The organism is Mesorhizobium sp. WSM4935 (assembly GCF_029625735.1).
GTDB lineage: Bacteria > Pseudomonadota > Alphaproteobacteria > Rhizobiales > Rhizobiaceae > Mesorhizobium.
Genome location: NZ_JARTVR010000008.1, coordinates 103,103 through 116,027, shown reverse-complemented (window position 1 = coordinate 116,027; position 12,925 = coordinate 103,103). Strand labels below are relative to the sequence as shown.

Annotated in this window: 12 protein-coding genes and 1 pseudogene; 3 read left to right on the top strand and 10 right to left on the bottom strand. The window is 63.7% G+C overall.

Annotation, left to right across the window (positions count from 1 at the left end; all coding sequences use genetic code 11):
- Positions 1 to 46 precede the first annotated feature (46 nt).
- The 6 genes from P9273_RS19430 to P9273_RS19405 form a co-directional block, all read right to left on the bottom strand.
- Positions 47 to 883, bottom strand: a complete 837-nt coding sequence (locus tag P9273_RS19430) for a GntR family transcriptional regulator (RefSeq protein ID WP_040998155.1) — start codon at positions 881 to 883, stop codon at positions 47 to 49.
- Positions 884 to 952: 69 nt separating this feature from the next.
- Positions 953 to 2,197: an MFS transporter gene (locus tag P9273_RS19425; protein WP_278050349.1), complete on the bottom strand. Its 1,245-nt coding sequence runs from the start codon at positions 2,195 to 2,197 to the stop codon at positions 953 to 955.
- Positions 2,194 to 2,646 (bottom strand): MaoC family dehydratase, encoded by a 453-nt coding sequence (locus P9273_RS19420; RefSeq protein WP_278050348.1) that lies wholly within the window; start codon positions 2,644 to 2,646, stop codon positions 2,194 to 2,196. The genes P9273_RS19425 and P9273_RS19420 overlap by 4 nt, the downstream gene beginning before the upstream one ends.
- The gene (locus P9273_RS19415) at positions 2,643 to 3,083 is read right to left on the bottom strand and encodes a Zn-ribbon domain-containing OB-fold protein (protein WP_278050347.1); all 441 of its coding nucleotides are present in this window, start codon (positions 3,081 to 3,083) and stop codon (positions 2,643 to 2,645) included. Before P9273_RS19415 ends, P9273_RS19420 begins: the two co-directional genes overlap by 4 nt.
- Entirely contained in the window at positions 3,083 to 4,234 is a 1,152-nt protein-coding gene (locus tag P9273_RS19410; protein WP_040998159.1) for a thiolase family protein, read from the bottom strand. Before P9273_RS19410 ends, P9273_RS19415 begins: the two co-directional genes overlap by 1 nt.
- Positions 4,231 to 6,177: an acetoacetate--CoA ligase gene (locus P9273_RS19405; RefSeq protein ID WP_278050346.1), complete on the bottom strand. Its 1,947-nt coding sequence runs from the start codon at positions 6,175 to 6,177 to the stop codon at positions 4,231 to 4,233. Before P9273_RS19405 ends, P9273_RS19410 begins: the two co-directional genes overlap by 4 nt.
- Before the next feature lie 133 nt (positions 6,178 to 6,310).
- Here P9273_RS19405 and P9273_RS19400 point away from each other — a divergent pair, with 133 nt between their 5' ends.
- Positions 6,311 to 7,486: an acetyl-CoA C-acetyltransferase gene (locus tag P9273_RS19400; protein WP_278050345.1), complete on the top strand. Its 1,176-nt coding sequence runs from the start codon at positions 6,311 to 6,313 to the stop codon at positions 7,484 to 7,486.
- A gap of 156 nt (positions 7,487 to 7,642) precedes the next feature.
- On the opposite strand, the gene P9273_RS32400 is transcribed toward P9273_RS19400, so the two are convergent.
- On the bottom strand, positions 7,643 to 8,119 hold the full coding sequence (locus P9273_RS32400) for an alpha/beta fold hydrolase (protein WP_442920245.1): 477 nt from the start codon (positions 8,117 to 8,119) through the stop codon (positions 7,643 to 7,645).
- Positions 8,120 to 8,547: 428 nt separating this feature from the next.
- A pseudogene (locus P9273_RS32395) lies at positions 8,548 to 8,835 on the bottom strand (winged helix-turn-helix domain-containing protein); the annotation flags it as partial.
- A gap of 174 nt (positions 8,836 to 9,009) precedes the next feature.
- Here P9273_RS32395 and P9273_RS19390 point away from each other — a divergent pair.
- Both P9273_RS19390 and P9273_RS19385 read left to right on the top strand, forming a co-directional pair.
- Positions 9,010 to 10,086, top strand: a complete 1,077-nt coding sequence (locus tag P9273_RS19390) for a methyltransferase (protein ID WP_278050343.1) — start codon at positions 9,010 to 9,012, stop codon at positions 10,084 to 10,086.
- A 789-nt stretch (positions 10,087 to 10,875) separates the two neighbouring features.
- Positions 10,876 to 11,991: a branched-chain amino acid ABC transporter substrate-binding protein gene (locus P9273_RS19385; RefSeq protein WP_278050458.1), complete on the top strand. Its 1,116-nt coding sequence runs from the start codon at positions 10,876 to 10,878 to the stop codon at positions 11,989 to 11,991.
- 108 nt (positions 11,992 to 12,099) lie between these two features.
- Here P9273_RS19385 and P9273_RS19380 read toward each other — a convergent pair whose 3' ends face one another.
- Positions 12,100 to 12,276, bottom strand: a complete 177-nt coding sequence (locus tag P9273_RS19380) for a DsbA family protein (protein WP_278050342.1) — start codon at positions 12,274 to 12,276, stop codon at positions 12,100 to 12,102.
- Positions 12,277 to 12,283: 7 nt separating this feature from the next.
- Complete coding sequence (locus P9273_RS19375) at positions 12,284 to 12,706, bottom strand: DsbA family protein (protein WP_278050341.1); 423 nt, start codon at positions 12,704 to 12,706, stop codon at positions 12,284 to 12,286.
- Positions 12,707 to 12,925 lie beyond the last annotated feature (219 nt).

The following is a 12,925-nucleotide window of genomic DNA, read 5'->3' as shown; positions in this document are numbered from 1 at the left end:
AATCTGGTTATAACCAGAAAACGGAATCTTTTTGTATGGGCGCAACTCAGGTTCGATCGACGCCGTTCACGGTCGCCGACGGCTGCTCGACCGCCATGTGGATGCGGGCAACGGAGGAGTTGTAGAAGGCCTCGTAATATTCGAGCGCGGCACCGTCGGCGTCATAGGCGATCGACTCGATCGCGATCAGCGGCGTGTTGGCGGCGACGCCCATCTGATCGGCCTCTTCCTTGGTGGGCAATGCCGCGCGCAACCATCGGTCGGCGCGCTTCACCGTGAGGCCGAAGACGGCGCGGATGGTGCCGAAGACCGACTGGTTTTCCGACAGGATGTTCTCCAGCCCCGGTACGCGATGTCCCGGCAGGCTGATGCGCGTCATGGTGATCGGCGAGCCGTCGGTCATGTAGACGCGGCTGATCCGGACCACACTGCCATTGGCGGGAATCCCGAAGACCTTCGATTCCTTCTCGCTCGGAGGGCAGCGGTAGATCTCCAGCGTGCGGGTCGATACCTTGTGGCCCTTGGCAGTCAGGTCGTCGAACACGCCGAGATTGGCAGTCATGAAGTCGACATGCTCGCGGGGTGCCGCAACGAACATGCCCTTGCGCGGCATCTTGATGATGCGGCCTTCGTTGGAGAGCGAGCCGATCGCCGCGCGCACCACGGGGCGCGAGACGCCGAAGAAATCGCAAAGCGCCTGTTCGGAGGGAATGCGCGAATTGGCGGCGAGCAAGCCGGTGTTGATCGCTTCCTCGACCTGGTTGCGCAACTGCACCCAGAGCGGCGCCGCCTCGTCGCGGTTCAGTTGAACTTTCGAGCCGATCGAGCGGAAAGCCTCGGCCGCCTCGGCGTCTTCCTGATCGTAACGAGGACGCCCGCGCATTCTGGTTGCTTGTTCCATTCGGTCCTGCCGCATTTCATTTGCCGCGACTCAAAAAGCGGCAGCGCCTCCCTAGCGGAGCCCGCCGGCCATTTTCACGCTCTCCGGCAAGTTTCGCAACCATAGCATGGCGGCAGCCCCCAGAAGCGGCCCGGGAACCAAGAGCAGGAAGGCCCAGCGCCAGCCGCCGATGAAATCGGCGAAGCGCGGCGTCAGCCAGATGGCGAGCACCGTCAGCGCGAAACCGGCGCCCAGTTGCACCGAAAGGGCGGTGCCGACAAAGCGGCGGTCGGCAAGCTCGGTGACGGCGGCGGAGAACTGCGCCGAATCGCCGATCACCGAAACGCCCCAGATGATCGCCACCAGCATGAACAGCCAGAGCGGGCCGGTGAACAGAAAGCCCATGAGCAATGCGCAGCTTCCCGACACGAGCATCATGCCGGCAGTGGTAGCGGTGCGGCCGATGCGGTCCGACAGATAGCCGCCAAGCAGGCAACCAAGGATGCCGGAAGCGACGACAAGGAAGGTCGAAAGCGAGGCAGCAGCGGCAGTCCCGATCGCCTGCGCCTCGAAAGCGGCGCGCGTATAGGCAAGGAACCAGGCCCACATGGCGTAGAGCTCCCACATGTGACCGAGATAGCCGAGATTGGCGAGCAGCAGCGGCTTTTCACGGAACACCTGACCGATGCGCGAAGGCTCGAACACCGCCTTGCCGAAGGGATAAGGGCCCTCCTTAGCGAACAACAGAAACAGCAGCGCACCGATGGCCGTCGCCACGCTGGCGGCGGCGACCACCGGCCGCCAGTCGAGCGCGGTCGAGACGGCGCGGAAAAGATGCGGCAGCGCCGAGCCGACAGTCAGCGCGCCGATGACCGCGCCGAGCGCCAGCCCCCGGTCGCGCGTGAACCAGGTGGCGACCAGCTTCAGCGCCGGCGGATAGACGCCGGCAAGTGCGGCGCCGGTGATGATACGCGCGGTGATCACGCCGCCCGGCCCGGGGTGCAGCAGCAAGCTGGCGTTGGCTAAAGAGGCGAGAAGGGCCGCCGCCGCCATCAGGCGGCTGAGCCGCACAAGGTCGGGAAGATTGACCAGGCTCGCCGCCAGCGCGCCGATGACGAAACCGACCTGAACGCCGTTGGTCAGCCAGGCTTCTGCGCTCGCGCCCAGCGCCAGTTCCCGCTTCAGTTCCGGCAGGATCGCAGTCGCCGAAAACCAGGTGGTCAGCGACAGGACGACCGCTAGGCAAAGCAGCGACAGCACGCGCCAGCGCTCGCTGCCGGCGGCCACGCCAAGCCGGCCGTCGCCGACCGTGTTCATGCGCTTTGCAGCGGAACGGTGAAGACCGTGGCCGTTCCGGTGAGGCAAAGTTCGCCCTGGCCGTTGCGAACGCTGGTCTCGATCTTGCAGATCGGCTTGTCGGGTCGCACTTCCTTGACCTCCACGCGTCCGGTAATCTCCTCATCAACGCCGACCGCCTTGACGAACTTCCAGGCGACTTCGAGGAAAACCGTTCCTGGTCCGGGCAAGTCCTCCGCGACCAGAGCATTCAAGATGCCAGACGTAACGCCGCCCTGAACGATCAGCTTGCCGAACACCGATTTCTCGGCCAGTGCGCGGTCGTAGTGGAGCGGATTGCGGTCGCCGGTGATGTCGGTGAAGGCCTCGATATCGCTCATCCTCGTGCGCCGCGTGCGTTCGGCGAAGGCGCCGACCTGCGGACGACCTTTCACGACACCCGCCCAACCGTCTTTCGTCTCGGTGCTCATTGCGGCTTCTCCTCTGCTCTGGGTTCGACTGGTTTGAAGGCCGGCAGGACACGGCCGCCGATGGCGGTCGGCGCAAGCCGCAGCATGGCCCCGACTTGTAGCTGCTGTGTGCCGGGCAGGATGAAAGTCAGCATCGTCGGGCCTTCGACCAGCTCGACCAGGCCGACCACATAAGGCGCGGCCGGCAGCCAGCCGGGATGGCCGGGCTTGTGCACCGCCGAAAAGGATTTGAGCCGCCCCCTGCCCGATGCGTCTTTCCAGACCAGACGCTTGCTCCAGCAATGGGGGCAGATCGGGCGCGGATAGAAAACGCCCTTACCGCAATCCTCGCAGCGTTGGATGATCAGGCGCCCCTCGGCGGCGGCATCCCAGAATGGCTTGGTCAGCGCGGTGATTGTCGGGCCGGCGGTCTTCAGCGTGTTGAGATCTATGGACATCATGCGGCTCCCAGCACGAGCGCGGTCGCTTCGCTCATCGTCGCGCCATTGCCGGTGACCAGCGCAAGCCCGGCCTTGCCGATCTGGCGTTCGCCCGCCTCGCCGCGCAACTGCCGCACCGCCTCGACGACATGGGTCATGCCGCCGGCAAGGTCGGGCTGGCCGAAGCCGAGCTGGCCGCCATGCGTGTTGAGCGGCTTGTCGCCCTGGTGGGAAAGGTCGTGGTCGCCGAGCCACGCACCGAATTGGCCCGGCGCGCAGAGGCCGGCATCCTCGATCGTGGTCGCGACCATGATCGTGTAGCAGTCGTAGAGCGATAGAAGGTCCATCTCGTCGGCTTGTGTGCCGGACCGCTGGAAGGCCCGCGCCATGGCGCTCTTCAGCGGACCGGATGTCAGGCTCGGCGCCTGGCTGACGGCGCGATGCGTGACCTTCTCGCCGGCGCCGAGCAGATGCACGGGAGGCCTGCGCAGCGAGCGCGCGCGTTCGGCGGAGGTGACGACGACCGCCTCGCCGCCGGCGACCGGCATGACGATCTCGAGAAGATGCAGCGGCGAGGCGATCATCGGCGAGGCCAGCACCGCCTCCACATCGGCCGGCTTGCCGAAGAAGATCGCGTCGGGATTGAGCTGGGCGTTGGCGCGCGCGGCCGCCGCAATTATGGCGAAGTCCCGCGCGGTCGAGCCGTACTCCGCCATATGTGCCTGCATCAGCAGCGCGTAGGAGATATTGGCGCCCGAAGCGCCGAATGGCACGTCGAACTCTCGGATCGGATTGCGGTTGGGAGAACGGGGCGCCGTCTCCTCGCGGTTGTTTGCGAGCACGCAGAGCACCGCCTCGCACATGCCGGCCTCGATCGCCGCCGCCGCACGCCAGACCATGCCGGCGCCGGACGCGCCGCCGAGATCGACGACATTGGCCATGGTCGGGGAGAGGCCCAGATATTCGGCGATGGTCGCTGGAACATGCTGCGGCGTCTCGCCGACCTGCGGCCCGACCAGCAACCCGTCGATCGCCGCCGGCTCCAGCCCAGCGTCGAGCACGGCCAGACGCGATACCTCGGCGATCATCTCCAACGTCGTCACGTCTTGCGTCAGGCGTTGCGGCTTCAACTCGCCGATGCCGACGATCGATCCCCTCGATCGGCTCATGCCGCCTTGCTCCGGTCGAGCGCGCGATATTCCTCGAGGCATGCCGGATTGGCGAGCGAGGCCATGTTCTTGACCGGCTTGCCCTCGAGTGTCGTGCGGGCAGCGCCCTCGACACGCTTGCCATTCAGCGTATAGGGCACCGCCTGCACCGCGTGAATGCGATGCGGCACGTGACGTGGCGAAGCGCCTTCTCGGATCGCCTTGCGAATTCGCGCGGCAAGCTCGGGGGTCAGCGCATAGCCGTCATTGAGCTTGACGCAGAGCACGATTTCCTCGTCGCCCTCGGCGGGTGCTCCAAAGACCAGGCAATCCTCGATCTCGGCGAAATTTTCACAGGCCGCGTAGATCTCGGCCGTGCCGATGCGCACGCCGCCGGGCTTCAGCGTCGTGTCGGAGCGGCCATGGATGATGCCTGAGCCATGGGCCGTCATTTCGGCGACGTCGCCATGCGTCCAGATCTCGCGGCGCGCGGCGAAATAGGTGGCGTGATAGCGCGCATCACCGTCCTTGCCCCAGAAGGTCAGCGGCATGGACGGAAACGGCTCGGTGCAGACGAGATCGCCCTGGCGGCCGATGATCGGCGCGTTGCGCTCGTCCATCACAGCGACCGCAAGGCCGAGCCCTTTCACCGTCAGCTCGCCGCGACGAACGGGGTGGATCGGCGATCCCAGCAGAAAACAGCCGATGATCTCGGTGCCGCCAGAGATGGAAGCAAAGATCATATCGCGCTTCACGTGCTGATAGACCCAGTCGAATTGCCCGGGCGACACCGGCGCACCGGCCGACAGCAGAGAGCGCAGCGACGAGAGATCGTGCAGGCGCCCCGGCGCGTAACCCTCGGCGGCAAGCGTGGCCAGATATTTGGGGCTGGTGCCGAAATGCGTGACCCTAGCGCGCTCGGCCATTTTCCAAAGTGGGCTGGGGTCGAGGCCATCGGCCGATTTCAGGATCGGCGCGCCGTCATAGAGCACCACCGCGGCACCGCAGGCGAGGCCGGATATTAGCCAGTGATACATCATCCAGGCGGTGTTGGTGTACCAGCTCATGACGTCGCCGGGGCGAATGTCGGCGTGGAGCAGGTGTTCTTTCAAATGCTGGAGCAGCACGCCGCCGGCGCGGTGGACGATCGCTTTCGGCGCGCCTGTCGTGCCGGAGGTGTAAAGCACATAGGCCGGATGGTCGAAAGGCACGCGCTCGAAACTCAGCGGAGCGTCGCCGCCGAAATCGTCGAACGAAATGCAGTCCGCCGCGCAGTTTGGCCGGGGCCCCGGCTCGCCGGTCAGCACCAGCGTGGTCACCGTCGGCATTGCGGCGACGATCTCGGCCAGCCTGCCGGAGATGTCGTGCTCCTTGCCAGCATAGCGGTAGCGCGGCGCGGCGAACAGCACCTTGACGCCGATCTGGCCGAGGCGGTCGACGATCGCGGCGGCGCCGAAATCCGGCGAACAGGACGACCAGATGGCTCCTATGGAAAGCGTCGCCAGAAGCGCTACCAGACCCTCGACGCGATTGGGCAGGATGCCGCCGACGCAATCGCCCTTGCCGATACCGGCCGCGCGCAGGCCATGCGCCGTCCGGGCGACGAGCCGACGCAACGCGCCGAGCGTGACGGTGCGAAAATGACCGCTCTCGTCGACCTCGATAAGAGCGACCCTTGCCTCGTCGCCGCGCAGCAGGTTTTCCGCGAGATTGAGCGAAGCTTGCGGCAGGAAGCGGCTCCCGGTCATCGGCGCATTGTCGTCGCGCAGGAAGGAGATCGCGCCGGGATCGCCGACGACCTCGGCGAAATCCCACACTGCCCGCCAGAAAGCGCCGGGATCCCCGACCGACCAGCGATGCAGCGTCTCGTAGTGGCGCGGGTCGAAGCCGTTGGCTGTCGAAAAGCGCGCAAGATTGGACGATTGGAACGCGGCCGGCGCCGGCGTCCAAAGCACGGATGACATGGATTCCTCCCGCAATGCAGGCCGGGCTCGATGCCGCGACCTTGCCTGCCGATGCATTTCATGATTATTGGTTATAACCAGAATGTCAAGCGACGATCCGCCTCTGTGGATCGCGCGGGTCGGAGGATCAGAAATGGATGCGGTTTATATCGTTGCCGCGAAGCGTACGCCCATCGGCAAGCTGAACGGCGCGTTTTCCGACCTCTCGGCTGCGGAGCTGGGGGCGCAGCTTATCCAGAGCATGCTGGCGGAAACGCAACTTGCGCCTGACGCCGTCGGCGAAGTGATCATGGGCCAGGTGCTGACGGGCGGCGCCGGCCAGAACCCGGCCAGGCAGGCTTCACTGAAGGCCGGCCTGCCGGTCAGCGTTCCCGCCATGACCGTCAACAAAGTGTGTGGCGCGGGCCAGAAGTCGATCCATCTCGCAGCCCAAGCCATTCGCTGCGGCGACGCCGATTGCGTGATCGCCGGCGGGCAGGATTCGATGACCTCGGCGCCGCATTTCATTTCCGGTATCCGCGGCGGCATCCGCATGGGCGACCGTACCGTGAAGGATTCGATGATCACCGACGGCCTGTGGGACGCCTTCCATCAGGTGCATATGGGTGTCACCGCCGAAGCGCTGGCGCAGCGCTATCAGATCACCCGCGAGGAGCAGGACCGTTTCGCGCTGCGCTCGCAAGAGAAGGCCGACGCCGCCATCCGGGCCGGTCGGTTCGACGAAGAGATCGTCCCGATCTCGACAAAGGCCAAGCAGGGCGATCTCGTCATCGACCGCGACGAGCATCCCAATCCCTCCACCACCATGGAAGGCCTCGGCCGGCTGAGACCGGTCTTCGACGTGGCGGGAACGATCACGGCCGGCAACTCGTCAGGCCTCAATGACGGCGCCGCCGCGGTGCTGGTGATGTCGGAGGCGCGCATGACCGAACTCGGCCTGACGCCCCTCGCCCGCATCGCGTCTTACGCTTCCGCCGGTGTCGAGCCGATGGACATGGGCCTCGGACCGGTGGCGGCTTCGCGCCGCGCGCTTGACAAGGCCGGCTGGCGCGCATCCGACCTCGACGTGATGGAGATCAATGAGGCTTTCGCCGCTCAGGCCATCGCGGTCAACCGCGAGATGGGCTGGGACGAGGACATCATCAACCTGAGCGGCGGCGCCATCGCGCTTGGCCATCCGCTCGCCGGCTCCGGCTGCCGCATCGTGGTGACGCTGCTCCACGAGATGGTCCGCCGCGACGCGCGGAAAGGCCTCGCCTCGCTCTGCATCGGCGGCGGCCAGGGCGTGGCCATCTGCCTGGAGCGATGAACACGGGCGGTCGCCTTTGCTTGGGCTTGCGCGAGAGATGCGCTTCACCCTGCAATCGCATTGGCGCATGATTTGACGCGGCACCTGCCCGACCAGCAGTCTGCCGGGGCCGGTCATGCTCGGCCGACGCAATTGCGCAGCGCCGCGCCGGATCGTTTAACGGCCGTGCTGGCGGACCGCGCCCGCGGGCTCGCGACCGGCTAGAAATTCTTCAATGAGCCAAAGAATCTCATCAGTGTTGTTGCCCGCCCAGGGGAGATGATCAGCGCCAGGGAGTTCGACCAAACGTGCGTTCGGTATGCTGGCGGCAAGCTGCCGCCCCCCTTCAATATCAACGCAGGCGTCTCCCGTTCGGTGAATGACCAGGGTCGGAACACGGATGCGGGGAAGGATACCGGTGATATCGATCTCGCTGTTGAGACGCATAAGCGCCATGGCGGCGGCGGGAGTCGCGCCGAGCCGCTCGTATCGTCCCCACCATTCTTGGAATGCCGCATTTCCGACCATCGAGGGAGCGAACATGGGCAGGCTCGCGCCGCTGCCCCAACTCGTATCGATATATTGCAACAGTCTCTGCAAGGCCTCTTCGCTTCTGATCCAAGAGGCAAAGTGCGCGAACGCACCATAGAGCACGAGCGCTTCGCAGCGGCGCGGCTGCGTGGCGGCGAAATAGGCGGCGAGCGAGCCGCCTTCGGCGGGCCGATGATGGCCGCCCGTTCGACGCCCACAGCATCCAGGACGGCACGCAAGTCATCTACGCGCGCATCAAGGCCGGGAACCCTTTCGACACCGTCCGACATGCCGGTCCCACGCTTATCGAACATGACGACGCGCGCGAACTGTCCCATGCGGCGCAGAAACCGGGCCATGCTCGGCTCGGTCCACGCGTTCTCGATATGGGTGACAAAGCCGGGGCAGAACACGAGATGGCGAGGACCTTCTCCCCAGACCCGATAGGCGATGTGGACCTCGCAGCTTTTGGCGAAGCGGATCGGGGATACGGAGTCGGCTGAAATTGGTGGGTTCGCGCCGTCCGTGACGACCGCCGCGAACAGGTAGCCGCGTCGCGGAAGAGTCTTGACGATACGCCGCTCCTGATCGCAGATCGCCTCGCGAATGTCCTTTATGCACTGCACGAGCGAATCGTCCGTGACGACGGTCCCGGACCAGACCCTCTCCATCAATTCGTCTTTGGTGACGACGCGGCCAGAGTTCGCCGCCAGGTAACGCAACACTTCAAATGATTTGGGCCTGAGGAAAATCTCCCTGCCTTCGCGCTCCAGCGAAAGGCGTGCCAGATTGAGGGTCCAGCCGGCGAAGTGAAGGTTTCCGGGCAGGTCGGCTTTCATCCGCGATGCCGCCGCGTCCATGCGGCTTGCGGCACTTTCGTCGAAATTTCGGCCAACCATCGTCGGTCTTTCGTTACACGCCGAGCTGCAATCCCTACCATCGCCAGCATGGCGTTGAGTACCTGCGCGGTCACCCGCTCCGGGCGACCAAAGATTTCAGCAAAGGAGAATGCCATGCAGCAACAGCAATTGCGAGAGCTGGTCGAGGTTTCGCCGCCTCGGCACGCTCCGGCCGAAGATGTCAGCGCACAGGTGATCGAACTTATCTTCGGGCGATGGCGGAGCCAAATCCTCTATGCGGGAACCAAGCTGGGCGTCTTCGACGCCCTCGCGAGCGGTCCCAAGACCGCCGCCCAGGTCGCCGGCGTACGCGGGTTGGATGCCAACCTGTTGTACCGGCTCATGCGGGCGCTCGGTTCCTTGGGGCTGTTGAGCGAGGATCGGGCCAAAACCTTCTCATTGACCGCGAGCGGCCAAATGCTGCGCGAGGACCACCCGCACAGCCTGCGCGCGATGACCCTGCTGGAAGAAGGACCGGAGCACTACGCCGCGTGGAAGCATCTGAGCGCCCTGATCGCAGAAGGGAACCAGGACGGCTTTGCTCGCGAGTTTGGCGCGCCCGCCTTCGAGTATGCGGCGCGAAATCCGAATTACGGCGCCGTATTCAACGCGGCGATGAGCAGCTTCTCCGGCATGGACAATATGCTGGTACTGCAAGCGTTCGAAACTTACGACTTCTCCCGCGTCTCGCATCTCTGCGACGTCGCCGGCGGCCATGGCTATGCCCTGTCCAACCTGCTGGCCAAATACCGGCACCTCAAAGGCACGGTGTTGGAACTGCCTGGCGTGATCGCCAATCGAGAGCTGTTGTGGGCAGCGAAGTTGGGGGTAGCAGATCGCTGCACCTACGTGGCCGGCGACATGTTCCAAGCTGTCCCTTCCGCCGATGCCTACATGTTGAAGCGCATTCTACATGACTGGAACGACGCGGAATGCCTGCAGATTCTCTCCACCATTCAGCGGACGGCGCCGAAGCAGGCCAGGGTGTTGATCATCGAGCAGGTCGTCCCCGGCCCGGACATCTCGCATTTCTCAAAACTGTTTGACATCCACATGCTGGTCTGGGGCAGCGGCCGGGAACGCACGGGAGAGGAATACGCTGCGCTGCTGGAAAGATCCGGCTGGAAATATCGCCAGACCTGGTATCCGCCCTCGAAGATGCTGGGCATCGTCGAAGGCGTGAAGGAATAGCGGCGGCTTCCCGGCAGATGGGGCGCCCTCGTTTCGTCAGGGAGGCAGCGAAATCGCCTACTCTATTGCCGTCGTTTGCATCCCCTCACTCCCATTCAATTTTTTTAACTCAACTAGGCTGTTGATCCCTTGGTTTTTCCTTCTTTGCGGCACTGCAAGCCGGCGCTCGACCCGCAAAAAGTTACGCTGCTGATTTTAAAAGAAAAATTGCCACAAAAAATATTTTGCGGTTCCATCGATTATCGGGGCTAATCGGTCAACTTTTCCCACTTGTGGCATAGGACGACACCATGCCCGATCTCGAAAAGTACCGCCAGCGCTCCAGATAGGGACCCTTTTTCGCCATAGACGGCCCGGACGACGGCATCGCAGCGGACCACTGAAATACGCAGACCTGCTGTCATCCTCAGAAGCAACGCGACTCGTGTGGCGAATGTCCGATCTGGCGGTCGGAAGTTTACTGTCGGCTTTCAGTGTGAAAATCGCATAACCAAGCATTCACCACGAGGGATCTGCCCGTCCTGCCGCCTTTCTGAAGTCGCGCTCCATTGACGATTACCGCCCCGATATTCCGGAGTGATGGCCCTTCGATACAAATACCCATCAACCGGAACCGCCTTTGTGCCGCAGTCTGGGATTCCACGTGGCCTCGTTGGGCTTGCGCTCCTGAAGAGCGTTCATGGCGTGTTGAACAATTCTCTTTTGCCGGGCCATTTCAGCCTCGCCATTGTCCACCACCAACAGTCGGCGCCGCCGTTTCATGTCGAGGCCAAGAGGGAACAAGAGGCAATGAAAACGACAAGTTCGAGAACATCCTTGGGGCTCGCCGTTGTCGCGTCCCTCATTGCCATCACGGCAGCGAGGGCCGACATCACAATTGGCCTGGTCGCACCACTTACCGGCCCCGTCGCGGCGTACGGCGACCAGGTGAAGAACGGAGCCCAGGCCGCGGTGGACAACATAAACCAGTCAGGCGGCATAGGCGGCGAAAAGGTCGTGTTGAAGCTGGCCGATGACGCCGGCGACCCGAAACAGGGCGTGTCGGTAGCCAACCAGTTGGTCGGAGAAGGAGTGCATTTCGTCGTCGGCCCGGTCACGTCGGGTGTGGCGATTCCCACGTCCGATGTCTTCGCCGAAAACGATGTTTTGATGGTGACGCCGACGGCCACTGCGCCCGATCTGACGGCGCGTGGTCTCACCAACGTTCTTCGCACCTGCGGTCGTGACGACCAGCAGGCCGACGTGGCTGCGAACTATGTACTTCAGCACCTCAAAGACAAGCGCGTCGCCATCATTCATGACAACGGCACCTATGGCAAAGGCCTTGCCGATGCGTTCAAGAGAGCCATCAACGGCGGGGGCATCAATGAGGTCCTCTACGCTTCATTGACACCCGGCGAGAAGGACCTTTCGGCCCTCGTCGCGAGGCTGAGGTCGGAGAAGGCGGACGTGGTCTATTTCGGCGGCTTCCACCCGGAAGGAGGACTGCTCGCCCGGCAGCTCGCCGACATCCAGGTCAAGGCGCAGATTATCGGCGGCGAGGGCATTTCCAATACTGAATACTGGGCCATTGCAAACGAGGCCGCCGCCGGCACAATCTTCACAAACGCCAGCGACGCCGCAAAGAATCCAGCCTCGGCCGACGCTGTCAAAACATTGAAGGAAAAGAACATTCCGCCGGAAGCCTTCACCCTTAATGCCTATGCAGCGGTCGAGGTCTTGAAATTCGGAATCGAAAAGGCCGGAAAAACCGCGGATGCCGGCGCCGTCTCGGCGGCGATCAAGTCCGGCGAGGCGATCCCGACCGCCATCGGTCAGTTGACCTACAGCAAGAACGGCGACCTCAGCTCTCCCCGCTTCAGCCTGTTCACATGGAAAGACGGCAAGATCGTCGACATGGAATGACGGCATCGCAAAATACAGGCAAAAGACCGGGTAAACGCGGCCTCCTGTGCGCTCAAAGGTCGCCATAAGAGCTGGCAGCTGGCCCACAACGAAGCGTGGGCGGAAAAGCTACCAGCCGCCGCTCGCCAGCCACCGATCGACCATCGCCAACCGATCGGATCCCCAGAACCCCTCACCGTCGACCACGAAAAAAGGCGAGCCGAATATACCGCGCTCGACTGCTTCTTCGTTTCGGGCCCGCAGCGCGTCCTTCCATCGTTGGTCCGACGCGGCATCGGCAAGCATCTGCTCGTCATGCCCAAGCTCGGCGCAAAGGCGCGCCGAGGTGGGACACCTCGGCTATATTGGCTCCCCGTTCGTACATCGCGGCAAGGAGATGACGAGCCAAGGCGCCAGCCATGTCCGGGCCCATGGCATCCACGGCATAAGTCATACGGGCCGGGGCAAGCGAGATGATCGGAAAAACCGCGGGCAAGGAGAACGGCACGCGGCGCAATCTCGCCAGGCGCTGCCAGTCATGAATTGCATAAGCACCGCGCATTGGCTGGCCGGGCAACGGCTCCATCCTGGTCACCTTGAACACGGCGCCGAGTAGAAAAGGACGCCAGACAATCGACCGCGAATGGCGCTTGGCGATGTCACCGATCTCGAACGCCGCGAAATAGGCGTAGGGGGAGCTGTATTCGAACCAGAATTCGATTGGTCCGTGCCTCATCGGTCCGCTCCTGCCAGCGCCACCCAACGCGAACTCGGCGCGACACAAAAGGTGGAACGGTCAACAGGTCACAGAGACCGCTAAAGGAATGGGAGTCCTTGGCGATTTCCGTTCGTTGACCGTTCCGACGAGCCGTCCGCTAGCCCATCCACAAGCAGCGGGCGGCCCGAAGTCATGTGGGTACGCCGTCTTGGTAGCCAGCTCCCCAGCTATGTCACA